This is a genomic window from Streptomyces altiplanensis (assembly GCF_053591575.1).
Genome location: NZ_JBSFUB010000048.1, coordinates 1 through 20,717 on the forward strand (window position 1 = coordinate 1; position 20,717 = coordinate 20,717).

15 protein-coding genes and 1 pseudogene are annotated in these 20,717 nt (G+C 73.1%); 9 read left to right on the forward strand and 7 right to left on the reverse strand.

All coding sequences use genetic code 11. From position 1 onward, the window contains the following. Positions 1 to 137: 137 nt before the first annotated feature. The 3 genes from ACWD0Y_RS21005 to ACWD0Y_RS21015 form a co-directional block, all read right to left on the reverse strand. The gene (locus tag ACWD0Y_RS21005) at positions 138 to 563 is read right to left on the reverse strand and encodes a CBS domain-containing protein (protein ID WP_450261850.1); all 426 of its coding nucleotides are present in this window, start codon (positions 561 to 563) and stop codon (positions 138 to 140) included. A gap of 198 nt (positions 564 to 761) precedes the next feature. Beyond that, positions 762 to 1,778 (reverse strand): iron-containing redox enzyme family protein, encoded by a 1,017-nt coding sequence (locus ACWD0Y_RS21010; protein WP_450261851.1) that lies wholly within the window; start codon positions 1,776 to 1,778, stop codon positions 762 to 764. Beyond that, entirely contained in the window at positions 1,775 to 3,370 is a 1,596-nt protein-coding gene (locus ACWD0Y_RS21015) for an FAD-dependent oxidoreductase (RefSeq protein WP_450261852.1), read from the reverse strand. Before ACWD0Y_RS21015 ends, ACWD0Y_RS21010 begins: the two co-directional genes overlap by 4 nt. 58 nt (positions 3,371 to 3,428) lie before the next feature. Between ACWD0Y_RS21015 and ACWD0Y_RS21020 the strand changes: the two genes are divergently transcribed. The 6 genes and pseudogenes from ACWD0Y_RS21020 to ACWD0Y_RS21045 all read left to right on the forward strand — a co-directional run bounded on the left by ACWD0Y_RS21020 (position 3,429) and on the right by ACWD0Y_RS21045 (position 10,561). Further along, entirely contained in the window at positions 3,429 to 4,079 is a 651-nt protein-coding gene (locus ACWD0Y_RS21020) for a HemK2/MTQ2 family protein methyltransferase (RefSeq protein WP_450261853.1), read from the forward strand. Then, positions 4,063 to 4,779, forward strand: coding sequence for a CBS domain-containing protein (locus ACWD0Y_RS21025; protein WP_450261854.1), 717 nt, complete (start codon positions 4,063 to 4,065; stop codon positions 4,777 to 4,779). The genes ACWD0Y_RS21020 and ACWD0Y_RS21025 overlap by 17 nt, the downstream gene beginning before the upstream one ends. Before the next feature lie 2 nt (positions 4,780 to 4,781). After that, the gene (locus ACWD0Y_RS21030) at positions 4,782 to 5,678 is read left to right on the forward strand and encodes a DUF72 domain-containing protein (RefSeq protein ID WP_450261855.1); all 897 of its coding nucleotides are present in this window, start codon (positions 4,782 to 4,784) and stop codon (positions 5,676 to 5,678) included. 101 nt (positions 5,679 to 5,779) lie between these two features. After that, positions 5,780 to 6,704 (forward strand): annotated as a pseudogene (locus tag ACWD0Y_RS21035) (oxygenase MpaB family protein). Next, the gene (locus ACWD0Y_RS21040; protein WP_450261856.1) at positions 6,686 to 8,950 is read left to right on the forward strand and encodes a tetratricopeptide repeat protein; all 2,265 of its coding nucleotides are present in this window, start codon (positions 6,686 to 6,688) and stop codon (positions 8,948 to 8,950) included. Before ACWD0Y_RS21035 ends, ACWD0Y_RS21040 begins: the two are co-directional and overlap by 19 nt. A gap of 60 nt (positions 8,951 to 9,010) precedes the next feature. Next, on the forward strand, positions 9,011 to 10,561 hold the full coding sequence (locus ACWD0Y_RS21045) for a phytoene desaturase family protein (protein WP_450261857.1): 1,551 nt from the start codon (positions 9,011 to 9,013) through the stop codon (positions 10,559 to 10,561). A 127-nt stretch (positions 10,562 to 10,688) separates the two neighbouring features. Here ACWD0Y_RS21045 and ACWD0Y_RS21050 read toward each other — a convergent pair whose 3' ends face one another. Together ACWD0Y_RS21050 and ACWD0Y_RS21055 are read right to left on the reverse strand one after the other, a co-directional pair. Beyond that, positions 10,689 to 12,428 (reverse strand): serine hydrolase, encoded by a 1,740-nt coding sequence (locus tag ACWD0Y_RS21050; RefSeq protein WP_450261880.1) that lies wholly within the window; start codon positions 12,426 to 12,428, stop codon positions 10,689 to 10,691. 492 nt (positions 12,429 to 12,920) lie between these two features. Continuing rightward, complete coding sequence (locus tag ACWD0Y_RS21055; protein ID WP_450261858.1) at positions 12,921 to 15,344, reverse strand: penicillin acylase family protein; 2,424 nt, start codon at positions 15,342 to 15,344, stop codon at positions 12,921 to 12,923. A 146-nt stretch (positions 15,345 to 15,490) separates the two neighbouring features. Between ACWD0Y_RS21055 and ACWD0Y_RS21060 the strand changes: the two genes are divergently transcribed. Continuing rightward, complete coding sequence (locus ACWD0Y_RS21060) at positions 15,491 to 17,017, forward strand: acyl-CoA synthetase (protein ID WP_450261859.1); 1,527 nt, start codon at positions 15,491 to 15,493, stop codon at positions 17,015 to 17,017. Here the strand turns inward: ACWD0Y_RS21060 and paaK are convergent. Then, a complete protein-coding gene (paaK, locus tag ACWD0Y_RS21065) occupies positions 16,986 to 18,275 on the reverse strand; it encodes a phenylacetate--CoA ligase PaaK (protein ID WP_450261860.1) in 1,290 nt (429 codons plus the stop codon). The two genes, ACWD0Y_RS21060 and paaK, sit on opposite strands and share 32 nt — an antisense overlap. Before the next feature lie 132 nt (positions 18,276 to 18,407). Here paaK and ACWD0Y_RS21070 point away from each other — a divergent pair, with 132 nt between their 5' ends. Together ACWD0Y_RS21070 and ACWD0Y_RS21075 are read left to right on the forward strand one after the other, a co-directional pair. Further along, positions 18,408 to 19,922 (forward strand): alpha/beta fold hydrolase, encoded by a 1,515-nt coding sequence (locus ACWD0Y_RS21070; protein WP_450261861.1) that lies wholly within the window; start codon positions 18,408 to 18,410, stop codon positions 19,920 to 19,922. A 184-nt stretch (positions 19,923 to 20,106) separates the two neighbouring features. Then, positions 20,107 to 20,481, forward strand: coding sequence for a DoxX family protein (locus ACWD0Y_RS21075; RefSeq protein ID WP_450261862.1), 375 nt, complete (start codon positions 20,107 to 20,109; stop codon positions 20,479 to 20,481). 19 nt (positions 20,482 to 20,500) lie between these two features. On the opposite strand, the gene ACWD0Y_RS21080 is transcribed toward ACWD0Y_RS21075, so the two are convergent. Then, complete coding sequence (locus ACWD0Y_RS21080; RefSeq protein ID WP_450261863.1) at positions 20,501 to 20,698, reverse strand: DUF4236 domain-containing protein; 198 nt, start codon at positions 20,696 to 20,698, stop codon at positions 20,501 to 20,503. Positions 20,699 to 20,717: the final 19 nt, after the last annotated feature.

Genomic DNA, 20,717 nt, shown 5'->3' on the forward strand with positions numbered 1-20,717 from the left:
CTCGCCCGCATCGAGCGCGTCAGCAGGAACAGCGGCGGCAGGTGGAGCAGTTGCACTTCGCCCCGCACAGACCGTTCTGTGCGGGGCGAAGTGCGTGAGTACGGTGGCTGTCTGCCCGCCGGATGCGCGCGGTCGTCTCAGCGCGCCGCGCAGACACGGATGACGAACGCGGCGAACTGGTCGGCGGGCAGGGCACGCGCCAGGTCCGACTCGGCGATCACACCGACCGGCCTGCCTTTCTCCCGGACCACCAGGCGGCGGATACGCGCCTCGCTCATCACCCGTACGGCTTCGTAGACGTCGACGGTCGCCTCGACCGACACGGGAGCGCCCTGCGCGAGATCGCCCGCTGTGACCTGCGCGGGATCGTGGCCCGCGGCGATGCACTTCACGACGATGTCGCGATCGGTGACGATGCCGACGAGTTCGTCGCTGCCGTCGCTGCTCTTCACGGGAAGCGCGCCGACGCGGTGGGCGCGCATCATCTTGGCCGCGCGGCTGAGCGTGTCACTTGCCAGGATGCATCGGACGCCAGGGGTCATCAGGTCACGGACAGCGGTCATGGGACTCCTCCGAGGTGTGCGTATGCGCCACCCGCCATGCTGGACGCGCCCCGACTGGTAGGCGAGCGGTTGGGGGCGTATGGGTGACTGTGCGTGAACCTGGCACGCCATGCCTCGCAGGACGCCGGACCACCCACCGGGCCGCCGCGCTACGGCCCCCGCCCACGCACCGGGCCTCAGCCGAGCCTCAGCAGGGCCTCACCGGGGCGGTGCCGGGCGGCCGATGTCCGGTGCGCCGGCCCGCAGCGAACTGCGGCCCGCCCGCCAGGCGTCCAGCACGTGCTCCTCCCAGCGCGACTCCAGCAGTACGCTCGCCCGGATCCCGAACGCCACGTCCCCGGTCAGCTCCGGCTCCCTGGCCAGCAGGTCCCCGATCACATCGCGGCGCATCACCTGCTCGTGCACGGCGTCCGCCTCGATGTGCTCGGTGAAGAAACGCGTGCACTCCTCGCCCGCGCCCAGCCGTTCCAGAGCCTTCGCCATCCGGCGCGCGCCCGGGGGCGAGGTGATCTCCAGGGTGGCGAAGTTCCCGACCATCGCGCCGCGCAGCGCACGGCGCAGGCCGAAGAGCGACATCGCGTTGACGGGGGCGAGGGTGACGGCGGGCGCGAACTCCAGGTACCGGCCATAGCTCGCGTTAAGTCCCGCGCCCTCCATCAGGCCGGCGAACAGCCCGGCGTGCACACGCTCACCGCGGCCGCCGCCGAACTCGTCGAACTCGACCGCCACCAGCGACGCCTTGGCCTGCCCCTCCAGCCGGGGGATCACCCACGCCTGCGGGTCGGCCTCCTTCAGCTGGTAGAGCGAACGGTGGGCCAGGTACTCGCGCATCTGCTCCCAGGTGCCGTCGTGCATCAGGTGATGGGAGACACCGTCGCCCTCGACCGGTTCGACGAGCAGGGCGTCCAGCTCCGCTGTCACGTCGTCGTCGCCCGGCGCCGCCGCGCGCAGCGCGTCCAGGAAGGCGTCCTCCATGGCACCGCGGAGCCGCAGCAGGTCCAGGTTCCACTCCTGGGCGTCGGAGACACCCCGAAACCCCCGGTAGTGCGGCTCGTACGCCATGTAGAGGGCCAGCTGGAGATCGTCCCCGAACGGATCGGCGGAAGCGGCCTCCTCCAGCGGCAGACCGCCGGGCGGGGGAGACCCGAGCAGTATGTCCCGTACGGCGCCCGACAGGGGCCCGCGCGAGGGGGGCAGCTCAGCGGTGGCGGTCATGCGGTGTCACCCCTGCCGTTCGTGTCGTGGTCCATCCCGTCCTTCTCACCCTTGAGGCCCTCGGCCTCGAAGTCCTCGACCTTCTCCAGAGGGCGTACGGCGGGTCCCTGGAGCACCTCGCCGCCGATCCCGAACCGGGAGCCGTGGCACGGGCACTCCCAGGCACGTTCGGCGTCGTTGAACCGCACGATGCAGCCCAGGTGCGTACACCGGGCCGACAGCGCGTGCAGTTCGCCAGCGTCGTCGCGGTGGACCGCCAGCTGCCGGGCGCCGCTGCGCACCACCGCGCCCTCACCCGGCGCGATCGCCGAGGCGGGCCCGCCGCCCGCCACGAACGGCAGCCGGTCGCCCACGAAGTGCCCGGCCGCCGCGGCCTGGAACCGCAGCAGCGACGGAGCCTCCTTCAGCGGCTGGAGGCGCACCGGGTCGTACAGATCCGCCCAGGGCAGCTTCTGCCCGGTGATCCGTGCGGCGAGCAGCCTGCCCGACATCACGCCGCCGGCCATGCCCCAGCCGTTGAAGCCCGCCGCCACGAAGGCGTGACGCGCGCGCGGATGCAGCGCGCCCACGAAGGGGACGCCGTCCGTCGGCTCGTTGTCCTGGGCGGCCCAGCGGTGCGTGAGCCGCACGTCCGGGAAGCGCCGCGTGGTCCACTGCTCCAGCCGCTCGTACCGTTCACCGACACGGCCCGCTCCCGGGGTGAACTTCTCACCCGTGACGATGAGCAGCCGCTGCCCTTCGCCGTACGGAGCGGTCCGCACCGAACGTGTCGTTCCCTCGGGCGTCAGATACATGCCCCCCGGGTCCTGCTCGGCCGGGACGACGCCGGCCACCACCAGCTCACGGTGCGGCTTCAGCCGCGCGAAGAGAAGCGACCGGTCGAAGACCGGGTAGTGCGTGGCGACCACGACATCGCGGGCCGTGACCGTGCGCCCGTCCTCCGTCGTCAGCCGGCACGGTTCGCCCTCCTCCAGCCCGACGACCCTGGACTCCTCGAAGATCTGCCCGCCGAGCCTCTCCAGGTCGGCGAGGAGGGCGTACAGGTACTTGCGCGGATGGAACTGGGCCTGTTCCTCCACGCGCACCGCGCCCGCGACGGGGAACGGCAGCCCGGTCTCCTCCACGTACGACGCGGGCAGCCCGGCCTCGCGCGCGGCCTCCGCCTCCTCCTCGACCGTACGGGCCCCCTTGGCCGTCTCGGCGTACGTGAACGCCGGGACGCGCTCCAGTTCGCAGTCGATCCCGAGTTCGTCGCACACGGCCACCACGTGACCGATGGCGTCCTGCTGCGAGCGGGCGTACAGCGCGGCGCCCTGTGCCCCGCGGGTGCTGCGCAACCGCTGGTAGACGGTCCCGTGCAGGGCGGAGAGCTTGGCCGTGGTGTGGCCGGTCACTCCGGCGGCGACCCGGGTCGCCTCCAGCAGTGCGACCGACCTTCCGGCCCGGGCTAGCTCCCAGGCCGTACAGATCCCGGCGATGCCCGCGCCGATCACCGCCACGTCCACGTCGAGGCCTTCGGGCGGGCGGGGGCGCGCCGAGGTGTCGCCGTACTCCATCCAGTACGAACCGGGGCGGACAGGGACATCCTTCATTTACAGTTCCTTTCGGCAGGGCCGTTACGACCAGGGGTTTTCGAGGTACCCGCGTCTCATGCGCCTACTCAGACCACCTGGTGTGTACGCCCCCCTGGAAGACACCGAACTGCTCGCACGGACGGCCCGTGAAGAACCGCGGATGCCCGGTGCCGACGTACTCGACGTCGGCACCGGCACGGGTGCCCTCGCCCTGGTGGCCGCCGAATCCGGGGCGGCCAGTGTCACCGCCACCGACCTCTCGCGCAGAGCCGTTCTCGCGGCCCGGTTCAACGCCCGGCTGCGAGGACATCCGGTCCACGTCCGCCGCGGTGACCTGCTGAGCACGGTGGCGAAGCAGAGTTTCGACGTGATCCTTTCCAATCCACCGTACGTCGCTTCCCCCGGCGGCGTACCGGCGAAGAGCGCCGACCTCACCTGGTGGGCGGGTGCGGACGGCCGCGCGGTGCTGGACCGGCTGTGTGTGCAGGCGCCCCCCCTGCTGAGGCCGGGCGGCGTACTGCTGTTGGTGCATTCGGCGCTGTGCGGCGTCGGCGCGACCGTGGACGCCCTGACCGCCCAGGGGCTGCGGGCCGAGCCCGTCGCCCGCGAGACGGTGCCGTACGGACCGGTGATGCGACGGCACGCCGCATGGCTGGAGGCCCAGGGTCTGGTGGACCCGGGCGAGACGAAAGAGGAACTGGTGGTCATCCGTGCCTGGCGCAGCTGAGAGCAAAACCCCCCGGACGCGGGACGACCGGGCTGCCCGGAGGGTCGTCGTCGACCCGCAGGGCCCGGTGCTGATCGAGGGCCCCGTCGAGATCACCCTGCCGGACGGCACGACCGCCCGCTCCGACCGGTTCACGGTGGCCGTGTGCACCTGCCGGCGCAGCCGCCGCTACCCCTGGTGCGACACCAGCCACCGCCGCAGGGCGAATGCCCGGCCCGCGGCCGGGTATCCGGCCGGCTCCGGTGAACGGACGGCCGGTTCCGCATCCGAGACAGGAGGAACAATGACGACCGCACGCCAGATCATGTCCAAGGACACGGAGTGCGTGGGCGAGCAGGAGACCCTGGCGGACGCCGCCCGGACGATGGCGCGGCTCGGCGTGGGCGCCCTGCCCGTCCGCGGCACCGACGAAAAGCTCAAGGGCATGCTGACCGACCGCGACATCGTGGTGCGGGCGCTCGGAGCGGGCAAGGACCCGGGCACGACGAAGACCTCCGAACTGGCGCGGGGCGAAGTGGTGTTCGTCCAGGCGGACGACGACGTCGACCAGGTGCTCCGCACGATGGCGCGGCACAAGGTGCGCAGGCTCCCGGTGATCGAGGACCACCGGCTGGTCGGCATGATCGCCCAGGCCGACGTCGCCAGGGCCCTGCCCGAACCACAGGTCGGTGACCTCCTGGAGGCCCTGTCCGCGGAATGACCATGGGCGACATTCTGGTGGGCACCTGTTCGTGGACCGATTCCGCGCTGGTCTCCAGCGGCTGGTACCCGCAGGGGGCCAGGGGAGCCGAGGGGCGGCTGCGGCACTACGCCTCCCGGTTCCCCGTGGTGGAGGCCGACAGCACGTTCTACGCCGTGCCTTCCGAGCGCGTCAGCGCCCTGTGGGCCGAGCGCACCCCCGAGGGCTTCCTCTTCGACGTGAAGGCGTTCGCCCTCCTCACCGGGCACGGTGCCCGGGTGGGCGCGCTCCCGGCCGACCTGCGGCCGGCGGGCCTCGCCCCGACGGCGTGGGTACGCAAGTCCCAGCTGTCCCCGGACACGATGACGCGGCTGTGGCAGCGGTTCACGGCCGGCGTCGCCCCCCTGCGCGACGCCGGCCGGCTGGGCACCGTGCTGTTCCAGTTCTCCCCCTGGTTCGCCCCCGGCGCCCGCGCACAGGCGTACATCGAGGAGTGCGCGGAGCGGGCCGGGACCCCGATCGCCGTGGAGTTCAGGCACCCCGGGTGGCTCGCCCCGGACCGCGTCGGCGAGACGGCCGGCTTCCTGCGGAGCCGGGGCATCCCCCTGGTGGCCGTCGACACGCCCCAGGGGCTGCCCGACTCGGTGCCGCCCGTCGCGGAGGCGACGGCGCCCGCACTCTCGGTCGTACGGTTCCACGGGCGCAGCCCGCAGTGGGGCACCGGCAGCAAGGAGGACCGCTACCGGCACCACTACACCCGCGACGAACTCAGGGGCTGGCTTCCGCGCATCCACGCGCTCGCGGAACGTACGGAACAGGTCCACGTGCTCTTCAACAACTGCTGCGCCGAGGCGTCGGTCGAGGCGGCCGAGACGATGTGCGGACTGCTGGCGGACCAGGGGGCCGACGGGACAGTCTGACCGTCCGAGGCGGGCGTCCCGCATGTCCCCGGACACGTCCGCGGGCTCCGTGCCGGCCGGCCGCCGCGGTCGACCTGGCCCTACCGGCAGGAGGCGGGGACATGCGCGACGCCGGCCCGGGCCTCTTCGGGCCCGGATCCGTCACCTGGCAGATGCACAGCGACCCGGTGATGTGGATCGCGGGCCTCCGCCCGCTCCACCTCCAGGCACCGCACCGCGCGCCGTCCGCGGCGTCATGCAGAACAGCGACTTCCGCAAGGACGCCCGGGGCCGGCTGATGCGCACCGCCTCCTCCCTCGGCACCCTCACCTACGGCACCACGGACGCCGCCGAGCGGGCCGGCGCCCGCGTCCGCAGGATCCACAGCATGCTCGGCGCCACCGGCCCGGCCACCGGCGAGCGCTGCGGCGTCGACGAACCGGAGCTGCTGCTGTGGATGCACTGCGCCGAGGTCGGCTCGTACCTGGACGTCGCGCGCCGCTCGGACCTGGGGATCAGCGACGCCCAGGCCGGCCAGCACCTCGAAGAACAGCGCGAAAGCGCCCGCCCGGTCGGCCTCGACCCGGCCCGGGTCCCGGCGTCCACGGCCGGACTCGCCGCCTGCTGCGAGCGGGTGAGGCCGGAACCCGCCGCCGGGCCCGAAGCGCGCGAAGTCGACGATTTCCTCCGCAGCCCCCGGTGCATCCGCTGCTCGTACCGGCGCGCGCACTGCTGTGGCGGCGCGTGGCCGCACTCGCGTACGCCTCACTGCCTCCCTGCGCCCACGAGCTGTACGGCCGCCCCGTCGCCGCACCGCGGACCGTGACCCGTAGGCCCGCCATGGCCGGAACCGCCCTGCGCTGCGTCCCCTCCCGTGTGCGGTGGCAACTGCCGCCCCAGCACATTCTGAGAGCGATGGCGCGCCTCGGGCCCGACGCGCGCCCCGCCCCGTACAAACTCCGCAGACAGGCGGCCATACTGGACGGGCCGGGGAGGGCGCAGCGAAGTGACGGGGGCGACAGCACGAGATGGCGGACACCAGGCTGATCCAAGGCCGGTACCGGCTGCTCGACCTGATCGGGCGCGGAGGCATGGGCGAGGTGTGGCGGGCCCGCGACGAGTCGCTGGGCCGCCGGGTCGCCGTCAAGTGCCTCAAGCCGGTGGGGCCCCAGCACGACGAGTCCTTCACGAGGGTGCTGCGCGAACGCTTCCGCAGGGAGGCGCGCGTGGCCGCCGCCCTCCAGCACCGCGGTGTCACCGTCGTCCACGACTTCGGCGAGCACGACGGCGTCCTCTACCTCGTGATGGAACTGCTCGAAGGGCGCAACCTCAGCCAGCTCCTGGAGGACAACCAAGCGCATCCGCTCGACATCGCCGAGGTCGTCGACATCGCCGAACAGGTCGCCTGGGCCCTCGCCTACACGCACGACCAGGGCATCGTCCACCGGGACCTGAAGCCCGCCAACATCATGCGGCTCACCGACGGCACGGTGAAGATATGCGACTTCGGCATAGCGCGCCTGGGCCACGACATCGGCTTCAGCTCCCGGCTCACCGGCACCGGGATAGCGATGGGCACCCCGCACTACATGTCGCCCGAGCAGATCGGCGGCGACCACGTCGACCACCGCAGCGACCTCTACTCGCTGGGCTGCGTGCTGTACGAGATCGCCACCGGCGTTCCGCCGTTCGACCTCGACGACGCCTGGGCGGTCCTCGTCGGCCACCGCGACACGCAGCCGGAGCCGCCGCGCACCCACCGCCCCGGACTTCCCGAGTTCTTCGACCGCATCGTCCTCGACCTGCTCGCCAAGACGCCCGAGGAACGGCCCGCCGACGCCAAGGACCTGGCGCACCGCCTGACCGCGGCACGCGCGGCGGGCTCCGTCGCGGTGCCGGTGCCGGTGCTTCCGTCCGCCCTGCGCCCGCCGGCCGGGCGCCCCGGACAGCCGCCGTCGCGCGCCCCCCGCCTGCCCTCCTGGACCCGCGGCATGACGACCGGCCACAAGGCGAGCGGCACACGGGCCCCCGCGTCCGCCCCGCCCGACCACACCGCGGGCCTGACGGGGGAGTGGACCACCGGCGTCGGCCTGCGGGCCGTGCCCGCCGCTCCGGCCACGGCCCGGCCGGAGCGGCACACCCCCTCGCCCGAGGCGCCGGCCGTACTCACCAGCAGGCACGACGCGGGCCTCAGCCTCGGCCGTCTCGGCCGCTGGACCGAAGCGGGCGAGGTGCACCGCGCGGTCGCCGCCGAGCGCGAACTCGTCCTGGGCCCGGACCACCCCGACACCCTCGCCAGCCACTACGAGGTCGGCTTCACCCTCAGCAGGACCGGGCACGCCGCCGAAGCCCTGCGCGCGTTCGGCCGCGTGGCCGAGGGGCGCGAGCGCACCATGGGCCCCGACCACCCCGAGACGCTCGCCGCACGGCAGGAGACGGCGTACGTACTGGGCCAGCTCGGCCGCCACGTCGAGGCGCACCAGGTGTACACGGACGTGCTCGCCTCCCGGGAGCGCACCATGGGGCCCGAGCACCCCGACACGCTGCGCTGCCGGCACAACCTGGCGTTCAACCTGAGCAGACTGGGGCGCCTGGAGGACTCGTACCGCATGGCGCTCGAAGTCGCCACGGCCCGCGCCAGGGTGCTCGGCGCGACGCACCCGGACACGCTCGTCACGCGGTACGAGGTCGCGTACGCACTCGGCCGGCTGGGGCGCTGGACGGAGGCCCTCCAGACGTACCGGGAGGTCGCCCGGGCCCGCGCGCAGGTGCTCGGCGCCGACCACCCCGACACCCTCGCCGCCCGCTACGAGATCGGCATCAGCCTCGGGCGGCTCGGCCGCAGTGCGGAGGCCCTGGAGCTCTACCGGGACCTGGTCGGCGACCGCACCCGGGTGCAGGGCCCCGCCGATCCCGAGACGCTGCGCGCCCGGCACGGCCTCGGCGTCAACCTCGGCCGCCTCGCCCGCTGGGAGGAGGCCCTGGCCGAGGCCCGCGACGTCTGCGCGATCCGCGAACGTGTCCTGGGCCCCGACCACCCCGATACGCTCGTCAGCCGCCGCGAGGTCGCCGTCGGCCTCGGCTGGCTGGGCCGCTGGGCCGACGCGCTCGCCGTCTACCGGCAGGTCGCCGGGGCCCGCGAACGTGTCCTCGGCGCCGACCATCCCGACGCCCTGGCCGGCCGCAACGACGAGGCGCACTGCCTGGAGCAGCTCGGGCGCGGCGCGGAGGCCGCCGAGCTGTACCGGCGGGTGGCCGATCTGCGCCGGCGGAGCGGGGCGCGGAGCCACTGAGTCACCAGGCCCGGGGCCGTACACGTCCCGCACGTACACGGAGACAGGAGCGCGCACGCCATGCCCGTACAGGACAGCTATGACGCCGTGATCGTGGGCGGCGGCCACAACGGTCTGGTCGCCGCCGCCTACCTGGCCCGCGCGGGGCGCTCCGTCCTCGTGCTGGAACGTCTGGACCGCACCGGCGGCGCGGCGGTTTCCACCCGCCCCTTCACCGGAGTCGACGCCCGGCTCTCCCGCTACTCGTACCTGGTCTCACTGCTGCCCCGGCGGATCGTCCGCGACCTCGGTCTCGACTTCGCCGTACGCAGGCGCACCGTCTCCTCGTACACCCCGGGCGGACGCGGACGTGCGGGCCTGCTGGTCGGCGGCGACGCCGGCAGGACCCGGGAGTCGTTCGCCCGGCTCACGGGCGGCGACAGGGAGTTCACGTCCTGGCAGTCCTTCTACGCCGTCATGCGCCGCGTCGCCGAGCGCGTCTTCCCCACCCTCACCGGGCCACTGCCCACCCGGGAGGCCCTGCGCGCCCGTATCGGCGACGAGGCGGCCTGGCGGATGCTCTTCGAGGAACCGCTCGGTGTCGCGATCGAGGAGTACTTCACCGACGACCTCGTACGGGGCACGGTCCTCACCGACGCGCTGATCGGCACCTTCGCCGACGCCCACGATCCCACGCTGCTCCAGAACCGCTGTTTCCTCTACCACGTGATCGGCGGCGGAACGGGCGACTGGAACGTGCCGGTCGGCGGCATGGGGGCGCTCACCGACGCGCTCGCGAACGCGGCCGGGGCGGCGGGCGCCGAGATCGTCACCGGCCACGAGGCGACCCGTGTCGACACCGACGGAAGCCGCGCCGAAGTGACCTTCCGGAGCGACACGGGCGAGGCGACCGTCGCCGCCCGCCACGTTCTCGTGAACGCCTCGCCCGAAGCGCTCGCGGCCCTCACCGGGGGAGAACCTCCCGCACCCGCCGAGGGAGCCCAGTTCAAAGTCAACATGCTGCTGCGCAGACTTCCGCGGCTGCGCGACCGCTGCGTGGACGCGCGCGAGGCGTTCGCGGGAACGTTCCACGTCGCGGAAGGGTACGGCCAATTGGCGGCCGCGTACGGGGAAGCCTCAGCGGGACGGCTGCCGAGCGTTCCGCCGTCCGAGATCTACTGCCACTCCCTGACCGACCCCTCGGTCCTCGGCCCGGAACTCGCCGCCCGGGGCTACCAGACCCTGACGCTCTTCGGCCTGCACACCCCGGCACGCCTCTTCGCCCACGACAATGGAGCGGCCCGCGCCGAACTCCTCGCGGCCACCCTCGCCCAGCTCGACACCCACCTCGAAGAGCCCCTCTCCGACTGCCTCGCGCCCGACGCGGACGGCCGCCCCTGCATCGAGGCGAAGACACCGCTCGACCTCGAAAGGGAGCTGCGGCTGCCCGGCGGCCACATCTTCCACCGCGCGCTCTCCTTCCCGTACGCCGACGAGTCCGCCGGGACGGGCCGGTGGGGCGTCGAGACGGCGCACGCGAACGTCCTGCTGTGCGGCGCCGGAGCCGTACGCGGCGGCGGAGTCAGCGGCATCCCCGGCCACAACGCGGCGATGGCCGCGCTCGGGCGCTGATCCGCGAACCGGGCCGCGTCAGGCCCGGTTCGCGGGAGTTCGCGGGAGTTCGCGGGAGAAGGAAAGGCCCGCCGGTGCCGCTGTCGCCGGAGCCGGGTCAGCCCGGGTCAGTCCGGGCCAGCCCGGGTCAGTCCTCGGACGCCGTCCAGCCCGATGCCTCGATACGGGCGGCGTCCGCGGGCCTGGCCTCGTCGAAGAGGGTGCGGCGGCCGTCGTCGACCCGCATCCCGTCGACGTACGCGCCCCGCCCGACGTACAGCGTGTCGGTCCGGTACCGCCAGCGCAACCGCACCTCCTGGCCGCGCCAGGCCGCGAGGTCCGCGCCCAGCCGGTGCCAGACGCGCCCCGACCAGCCGGTGACCGCGCCCGCCGGGTGCGGCTGCGGCTCCTGGCCCTTGCGCACGGTCGTGAACGGCACCGCCTGCCAGGTGGCGCCCCCGTCCGCCGAGAGTTCGAGGAAGAGGCGGTCGGACCCGGGCTCGGTGTCCCACCACAGCGAACAGCGCAGACGGGGGCGGTCCGGGGCGAGCGTGAGGGCGGGCAGGGTGAGCGTGGCCGTGGTGGCGGAGGCCATGCCGGAGAACCAGGCGGTGCGGCCGTGGGCCGGGCGTACGGCGACGGCGCGGGCCAGGTTGTTGGCGGCGGCCACGCGCGGGGCGCTGCCGGACCGCCGGCTGCGCACGGGGTGGACGGAGTTGCCGAGTACGACGAGGAAGGAGTCGGTCGACGGGTCGAGGACCAGGCTGGTGCCGGTGAACCCGGTGTGGCCGGCGGTCTTCGGAGTGGCCATCGCGCCCATGTACCAGTGCTGGTGGAGCTCGAAGCCGAGACCGTGCTCGTCGCCGGGGAAGGCGGTGTTGAAGTCGGTGAACATCAGCTCCACCGACTCGGGCTCCAGGATCCGGGCCCGCCCGTACGCGCCGCCGTTGAGGAGCGTACGCGCGAGGACCGCCAGGTCCCAGGCGGTGGAGAACACCCCGGCGTGTCCCGCGACGCCGCCGAAGCCGTACGCGTTCTCGTCGTGCACCTCGCCCCACACCAGCCCCCGGTCGAGACCGGACCAGGGCAGCCGGGCGTCCTCGGTGGCGGCGATCTTCGGCTTCCAGGAGGCGGGCGGATTGAAACGAGTGCGGTGCATCCCGAGCGGAGCGGTGATCTCGTCGCGCAGCAGGGCGTCCAGGGTGCGACCGGTGATCTCTTCGAGGACCAGTTGCAGCGAGATCAGGTTCAGGTCCGAGTAGAGGTACTTGGTCCCGGGCACGCCGGCCGGTGTCTCGTTCCACAGAAGCCGCAGTTTTCCCTCCCGCGTCGGCTCCTTGTAGAGCGGAATCCACGCGCGGAACCCGGACGTGTGCGTGAGCAGCTGACGTACCGTCACGTCCTGCTTCCCCGCGCCCCCGAACTCCGGGAGGTACGCGGCGACCCTCTCCTCCAGCTCCAGCGCGCCCCGCTCGATCTGCTGCACGGCGAGCATGGAGGTGAAGAGTTTCGAGACCGACGCCAGGTCGAAGACCGTGTCCTCGGCCATCGCGATCTGCTGGTCCGCCGGGAACTCCACCGCCGTGTCGGTCTTCTCGTCGTACGCCGAGTAGCGCACCGCCGAGCCGATCGCCTGATGCAGCGCCACCGTGCCGCCCCGTCCGGCGAGCAGGACCGCGCCCGCGTACCAGGGGTGCTTGGGGGAGGGGCCGAGGTAGCGCTCCGCGTCGGTGACGAGCTGCTTCAGGGGGCCGGGGAGCAGCCCGGCACGCTCGGGCGAACCGCGCCGCAGCGTCGGCCGTCCGCCGCCTCCGTCGGCTTCCTTCGCCGTCGCCGCCGCCCGCCCCGCGGTCAGGGGCGCGAGCACCAGGGCGCCGCCCAGCGCCATGATGCCGCCGCCCAGCCTGCGCCGGCTGATTCCTCTGTCCGCTGCACCGCCGGTCACGAGCCACCCCTTGTGAAAGTAACTTCCGCCACGTGCTCAACAAGTGAAACTTTCTTGCAGGGGAAGGGTGCTGTCAACCGTCCCGCACCTGCCCGGCATCCGCGCGTCTGCCGCTCGGACACGGTCACGGCGCATGCGTCACGTCGTCGAGGTGAACATCTCCGTCGACGACGTGCACCCGCCCGACGAGTCCCACGAGGGCGGCTCGAACGCGGAATCCCGCGTGGAGCGAAGGGTCTCGCGGCCGTACCGGCGGCCGGGGAGGCGCAGCGCCTCGCCGTCGGCGCCCTGGCCGGGTCCCTGTTCGCTTTGGGCCGATCCGGCGCGATCGCCGGAATCACGCGGTCCGTGCCGGGCCGGCGAGCCGGCGGACGCCCCACGCGCGGAACGGGCCCCCACCGCACCGGTGGGGGCCCGTCGCCACGCCGTCCGGCGTCAGCGCTCGCGCACGCGCTCCACCCGCAGTTCCGGCGACCTGAGGATGTCCTTCTCGCAGAACCGCGACGTCACCCAGCGCTCGCCCGAGTACAGCCCGGTCTGGTCGCCGGAGTACGGCGACGCCGGGTTCGACGACTGCGCGTAGGTCAGCAGGGTGCGCGCCACCGGGCAGCGGCCGCCGTCCCAGCCCACCGCCTGGATGTGGCTGGAGCCGGCCGTCACGTCCGTGTAACCGCCGCCCGCCGCGTTCCACACGGGCTCGATCTTGTTCCAGATGCCGAGCGACTCCGTCCCGCCGTGGACCGGGACGCGCTTGCCGCCGCGTACGACGAACTGGTGCTCGCCCAGCGGCGCGTCGAGCGCGATGCCCGCCGCCTTCAGCTCCTCCACCGCGTGGGCGAGGGCAGCGGCGAAGCCGGGCGCGGCCGTGTTGAGGGTGTTCGGCGTACGCACCGGATCGGCGGGGGAGAACGGCACCTTCCACAGCTGGGCCGCCGGCACGGACGCCACCAGCCTGCGCCAGAACCGGTCGAAGAGCAGCGCGCCCCTGCTGTCGCTGTTCACCGTCCTGTCCCACCGCCGCAGCACGTCGCACGCGTCCTTGAGGTCCGGGCGGTCCGCCGCGAGCGCCGTGCACGCCTTCGCCGCGTCGGCCGCCGCCAGGTCTCCCGCGGGCGCCCGGTTCGCGAACTGCTGCCGCTGCAGGTCACCGACGGTCAGGCGGCCCTTCTCCGCCATGGCCGACACGTCCTCGACCGCGCCGCGCGTGCGCAGGGAGCGGGGCGTCGCGACCGTGCCGAAGACCCGCTCGTAACCGGTCAGCGGCCGGTCCGCGTTGGTCAGCCAGGCGCTGTCGTTGGAGTTCTCGACGTACGGCGCCTCCTTGAGCACCGGCATCTTCGACGGGCCGAAGATCCCCGGCTGCACCGCGTCCTTGTCCGAGCCGAGCGCGCAGTCGGTGCGCGAGCCGTCCAGTACGGCGACCCCGGACGCCGGGTACGTCGCCTTCCCGAGCGGTGTCGAACAGCGGTGCGCGAGGTCGTCGGTGATCCGTGGCAGGACCTGTGACTGGCTGAAGAAGGAGTGCCCGGCGGAGTCCGCCGCGACGGTGTTCACCCAGGGCAGTCCCTGGACGCGGCGCAGGGTCTCCTGGATGTCGCGCGTGGAGCGGGCCTTCGCGAAGCCCAGCGCGGTGTCGGAGCCCCGCAGGTTGGCGGCGTTCGGATCGTTGAGGGCGTACGCCGTCGTCGCCGACCAGGGCAGCGGCAGCGAGGCACCGAGCGCGGTGACGACCGGCCCGTACCGGGTCCACCACTGGGTCCGTGTCACCGGCGCCCCGCCCTTGACCGGCACGGACACCGTCCGCTTCGTCATCCGCTCCTTCTCGCCGTCCACGAGGTACGCCGTCGGGTCGGCCGGATCCAGCGTCAGCTGGTGGAGGCTGAGGGGGACACCCGTCGCGACCGTGTGGCTCCAGGCCACCTTGTCGTTGAAGCCGATGCTGACGGCGGTCGTGCCCAGCAACGAACCGCCGGAGACGTTCAGTTCGCCCGGGATGGTCTGCTGCGACTGCCAGAAGCGCCGGCCGCCCTGCCAGGGGTAGTGCGGATTGCCCAGCAGCAGCCCGCGCCCGTTCGCGGTGGTCCTCCCGCTGAACGCGACGGCGTTGGACCCCATGTCGGCGTTCTGCGGAGCGAACATCTCGCGCGCCGCACCGGCCGCCCGCGCCGGATCGACCGTGCTCACGGGCGCGGCTCCCGTGGGGGCGGCGTCCGGCGGCGCGGCGGCCGTGATGCCGTCGACGCCGCGTCCCTGGCCGCCCAGGACGGAGACCGCGAACCCGCGCCTGGCGACGTCCAGCGGCGTCACCGGGCGCACCCAGTCGGCGTCCTTGCAGGCCGGGTCGGTGATGCGGTTCTGCTTCAGCCACGCGTTGTACCCGGCGGCCCAGCCGCGCATCGACTCCTCGACCTGCCGGCTGGGGCCGGCGGGGGCGGGCGTGGCCAGCAGCTTCTCGACCGTGCCCGCGTCCCGTACGCCGGCGAAGTACAGGTCGCTGGACAGGTTCCCGGTGGCGGACGACAGTGAGAAGTCGGGCGCCGCGTCCGGGCCGAAGTGGCGCGAACGCTCGCCGCGCACGGTCACGAACCCGTCGGCGAGCGTGCACACCTGGTCGGCGGCCTGGGCCCAGCCGGTGCCGAAGCCGAGGTTCGCGTAGTCCTTGGCCACGATGTGCGGAATGCCGTGCTCTGTGTAGCGGATGAGGGCGGACAGCCTGCCGGACGACGGATGGCGGTCGCGGGAACCGGCGTCGGTGGTCCCGGAGGCGGCCCCGGCGGCGGCCGGCGGCAGCACGGCCGCCGCGGTGACCAGGGCTATTCCGGTGAGCGTGAGCCGTTTCAGGCGAGTACGGAAGTGCAACGTGCCTCCCAGAGTGACTGCGGCGCAAGGGGCTGGCAGAGTGATTGGTCCATGCAGGCATCCTGATGCGCTCATGTCAACATCCCGGTCGGTATCCAGTCCCTCGGCCACTTGACCCCGGTGGCACCGCGACCCAGGATCACGCCATGACGACAGACGTACGCGGCAGCACAGTCGACGGGATCGTGCGCCGCAGCGCGCGGCGGACCCCGGAGCGCACCGCCCTGCGGTACGCCGACCGGACCTGGACCTACGCCGAGCTGGACGCCGCGGTGTCCACCGCCGCCGCCGAACTGGTCGCCTGCGGCCTGGAGGACGGCGACCGGGTGGCGGCCTACGGCCGCAACTCGGACGTGTACCTGATCGCCTTCCTCGCCTGCGCACGCGCCGGGCTCGTCCATGTGCCGGTCAACCAGAACCTGACGGGTGACGACCTGGCGTACATCCTGGAGGACTCGGGCAGCGCGCTGGTCCTCGCCGACCCCGGCCTCGCGCACCGCCTTCCCGCGGGCGTCGCCGTGCGCCCGCTGCGGGACGCCGAGGGATCGCTGCTCGCCGCGCTGGGCACCCCGCGGCCGTTCGAACCGGACCGGGACGCCCGGGACGTCGTGCAGTTCCTGTACACCTCCGGCACCACGGCGCTCCCGAAGGGGGCGATGATGACGCACCGCGCACTCGTCCACCAGTACGTCAGCGCCATCACCGCGCTGGACCTCGAGGAGAGCGACCGGCCGGTCCACTCGCTGCCGCTCTACCACTCCGCGCAGATGCACGTGTTCCTGCTGCCGTACCTCGCGGTCGGCGCGGAGAACGTCATCATCGACGGGCCCGACGCGAAGACGGTCTTCGACCTGGTGGAGGCGGGGCGGGCGGACAGCCTCTTCGCGCCGCCCACGGTCTGGATCGGCCTGTCGAACCACCCGGACTTCGCCACCCGCGACCTGGGCGGACTGCGCAAGGCGTACTACGGCGCGTCCGTCATGCCCGTACCGGTACTGGAGCGGCTGCGCGAACGGCTGCCCGGGCTGGCCTTCTACAACTGCTTCGGCCAGAGCGAGATCGGCCCGCTGGCCACCGTCCTCGGGCCGGACGAGCACGAGGGACGGATGGACTCGTGCGGCAGGCCCGTGCTCTTCGTCGAGGCGAAGGTCGTCGACGGGAACGGCGACGAGGTCCCCGACGGAACGGCGGGCGAAGTCGTCTACCGCTCACCGCAGTTGTGCGAGGGCTACTGGCACAGGGCGGCCGAGACCAGGGAGGCGTTCCGCGACGGCTGGTTCCGCTCCGGAGACCTCGCGGTGCGCGACCGCGAGGGGTACTTCACGATCGTCGACCGGGTGAAGGACGTCATCAACTCCGGTGGCGTGCTCGTCGCCTCACGGCAGGTCGAGGACGCGCTCTACACCCACCCGGGCGTCGCGGAGGCGGCGGTCGTCGGACTGCCCGACGACCGCTGGATCGAGGCCGTCACCGCCGTCGTCGTACCGCGCGGCGAGGTGACGGAAGAGGAACTCCTCGCGCACGCCCGAGAGAAGCTCGCCCACTTCAAGGCCCCGAAACGGGTGCTGTTCGTGGACGAGCTGCCGCGCAACGCCAGCGGGAAGATCCTCAAGCGCGAACTGCGGGACCGCTTCGGCGCGTTCACCCCGCCCGCAGATCCTCGATCCGCCTGAGCTTGCCCACCGACCGCTCCAGTGTCCCGGGGCCGACGATCTCGACCCCCACCGACACCCCCACGCCGTCCTTCACGGCGGCCGCGATCGACGCCGACGCGGCCGCCCGCTGCTCCCCGGTGGACTCGGCCCGAGCCTCCGCCCGTACGGTCAGGTGGTCCATCCGGCCCTCGCGGGTCAGCCGCAGCTGGAAGTGCGGGGCGACACCGGGCGTACGCAGCACGATCTCCTCGATCTGGGTGGGGAAGAGGTTCACGCCGCGCAGGACGACCATGTCGTCGCTGCGGCCGGTGACCTTCTCCATCCGCCGGAAGCCGGGGCGTGCCGTTCCCGGGAGCAGCCGTGTGAGGTCGCGCGTGCGGTAGCGGACGACCGGCATGGCCTCCTTGGTGAGCGAGGTGATGACCAGCTCGCCCCGCTCGCCGTCGGGCAGCACCTCACCCGTGATCGGGTCGACGACCTCCGGATAGAAGTGGTCCTCCCAGATGTGCAGACCGTCCTTGGTCTCCACGCACTCCTGCGCCACTCCGGGGCCGATGACCTCCGACAGCCCGTATATGTCGACGGCGTCGATCGCGAACCGCTCCTCGATCTCGCGCCGCATCTCCTCGGTCCACGGTTCGGCGCCGAAGATGCCGGCCTTGAGGGAGGTCGTACGGGGATCGACGCCCTGGCGCTCGAACTCGTCGAGCAGCGTCAGCATGTACGACGGCGTCACCATGACGATCTCGGGGCGGAAGTCCTGGATCAGCTGCACCTGGCGCGCGGTCATGCCGCCCGACGCGGGGATGACGGTGCAGCCGAGCCGCTCGGCCCCGTAGTGCGCGCCGAGCCCGCCGGTGAACAGGCCGTACCCGTACGCCACATGCACCTTGTGGCCGGGGCGGCCGCCGGCCGCGCGGATCGAGCGGGCGACCACGTCGGCCCACATGTCCAGGTCGCGCTCGGTGTAGCCGACGACCGTCGGACGGCCCGTCGTGCCGCTGGACGCGTGGATGCGGCGGATGTCGGACTCGGGAACGGCGAACATGCCGAAGGGGTAGTGGTCGCGCAGGTCGGTCTTGACCGTGAAGGGGAAGCGGGCGAGATCGGCGAGCGAACGGCAGTCCTCGGGACGGAGTCCGGCCTTGTCGAACGACTGCCGGTAGAACGGGACGTTCTCGTACGCGTGGCGCAGAGTCGTCCGCAGCCGCCCGAGTTGCAGCGCGCCGAGCTCCTCGCGGCCGAGCTGCTCCGCCGCGTCCAGCAAAACCGTCATAGGTGACTCTCCCGCACCGGCCGGACAACCGATCATTCGGTTGATCTTCCGTGGGCCAGTAATCCAGGAGCCCGGTCGGACGTCAAGGGAGTGCGTTGCCCAGGGCCTCCGGCAGTTGACATGATCTTGCGCATGGGGACATTCAGCGCGTACGACGGGACCACACTCGCCTACCGCCTCGTGGGGGAGGGGGAGCCGCTGGTCTGCCTGCCCGGCGGCGCCATGCGCGCCTCCGCCTACCTCGGCGACCTGGGCGGGCTCGCCGCCCACCGGCGGCTCGTCCTCCTCGACCTGCGCGGCACCGGTGACTCCGAGGTCCCGGCCGACCCGGCGACGTACCGCTGCGAGCGGCTCGTCGCCGACGTCGAGGCGCTGCGCGAACACCTGGGCCTGGAGCGGATGGATCTGCTGGCGCACTCGGCGGCGGGCAGTCTCGCCATGCTGTACGCCGCCGCCCACCCCGGCCGCGTCCGCCGCCTGGCGCTCGTCACACCGACCGCGTGGGCGGCGGGGGTGCCGGTGACGGCCGAGGACCGGCTGGCGGCGGCGCGGCTGCGGCAGGACGAGCCGTGGTTCGAGGAGGCGTACGCCGCCCTCGAAGCCCAGCTGCGCGGCGCCGACGCACCCGGTTCGGCCCGTCCGTTCCTCTACGGGCGCTGGGACGCGGCCGCCCGGGCGCACGCCGCGGCGAGCCCGCTCCAGCTGAACGAGGCGGCGGCGAAGGTGTTCGTCACCCAGAGCGTCTTCGATCCGCCGGCGACGCGCACCGCGCTGGCGGCGCTCCGGGCGCCGGTACTCGTGCTCGCCGGGGAACGCGACGGTGTACCCACCCCGGAGCGCGCCGCCGAGATCGCCGCGCTCTTCCCCGCCGCCGAACTGACCGTCCAGCCCGGCGGCGGCCACTTCCCGTGGCTGGACGACCCCGGCCGGTTCGCCCGTACCGTGGGCGCCTTCTTCGATCCGGAACTGCGGAGCGTACGGGCGAACGGTGTCCGGATCGCGTACCGCACCTGGGGCGATCCCGCCGCGCCGCCCGTCGTGCTGCTGCACGGCCGGTCCGGGAACAGCGCCCACTGGACGCACGTCGCGGAGCGGCTCGCCGCCACCCGGCGGGTGTACGCCCCCGACCTGCGCGGCCACGGGCTGAGCGACTGGCCGGGCACCTACTCGTACCCCCTGATGCGTGACGACGTACGGGCGTTCCTCGACGCGCTCGGCCTGGACCGCACGGACCTCGTCGGTCACTCCATGGGCGGCCTGGTCGCCGCGCTGGTCGCCCAGGCGTGCCCGGAGCGGATCGGCCGGCTCGTCCTGGAGGAGCCCGTTCCGCCCTTCCCCGCGGACCCGCCGCGCCCGGTCCCGGTCCGCACGGACGAGGAGCGGGACTTCGACTGGGACGTCCTCCCCGCCACCGACGCGCAGCACAACGACCCGGACCCCGCCTGGCGCGAGGGCCTGGCCTCCATCACCTCACCCGCGCTGCTGATCGCGGGCGGCCCCGCCAGCCACCTGCCGCAGGACCGGCTGGCGCGGACGGCGGAGCTGATCCCCGGCTGCCGCCTGGTGACCGTCGGCGTGGGCCATCTGATCCACCAGGACGCGCCCGAGGCGTTTCTCGCGGAGCTCAGGGCGGCCGGCTGCTCCTGACACGGTGTCTGGCAACGTGGCGTACCGGCTGGTAATAATCATGCTGCCGCGACTGCCGCGACTGCCGCGACTGCCGCGACTGCCGCGACTGCCGCGACTGCCGCGACTGCCGTGGCTCACGACTGCCATGGCAGCCGTACCTTCCGTATCTTCTGCATCTTCCGCTTCTGCCCTGGAGGCCCAGTTGACCGCCACCGACCGTTCCGCGCGTCTGCTCGTGGGGCTTCTCGCGGCGGCCGGCGCCGCCCACATCGTGGCGCCCAGGCAGTTCGACGCGATCGTTCCCCGGGCGCTGCCGGGAAGCCCCCGCGCCTGGACGCACGCGAGCGGCGTCGCCGAGCTCCTGCTGGCGGCGGGGATCGCGGTGCCCCGCACCCGGCGGGCGGGCGCGGTCGCCGCCGCGTGCTTCTTCGCGGGCGTCTTCCCGGCCAACGTGAAGATGGCGTACGACTGGCGCCACAAGCCCGCCCCGCTCAAGGTCCTGGCCTGGGGACGGCTCCCGCTCCAGGTCCCGCTCGTCCTGTGGGCGGCCAGGACCGGCCGGGACGCCACTCGCTGAGTCCGCCCGTGCGCGCGGCTCAGCGCCTGCGCGTACGCGTGGTCCTGCGCCAGCCGAAGGGGCCCGGCAGGTCCACGGAGGTGGTGCGGCGGCCCGTACTGCTGACGGTGTGCCGGGGGCCGCTCCCGCCGCCCGTCGTGAGGGACCAGGAGCGACGGTTGATGTTCAGCCGCACCCCCGGGAGGATCCGGAAGCTCTTGCGGAATGTGATCGGCATGGTCGGCGTCCTTCGAGTC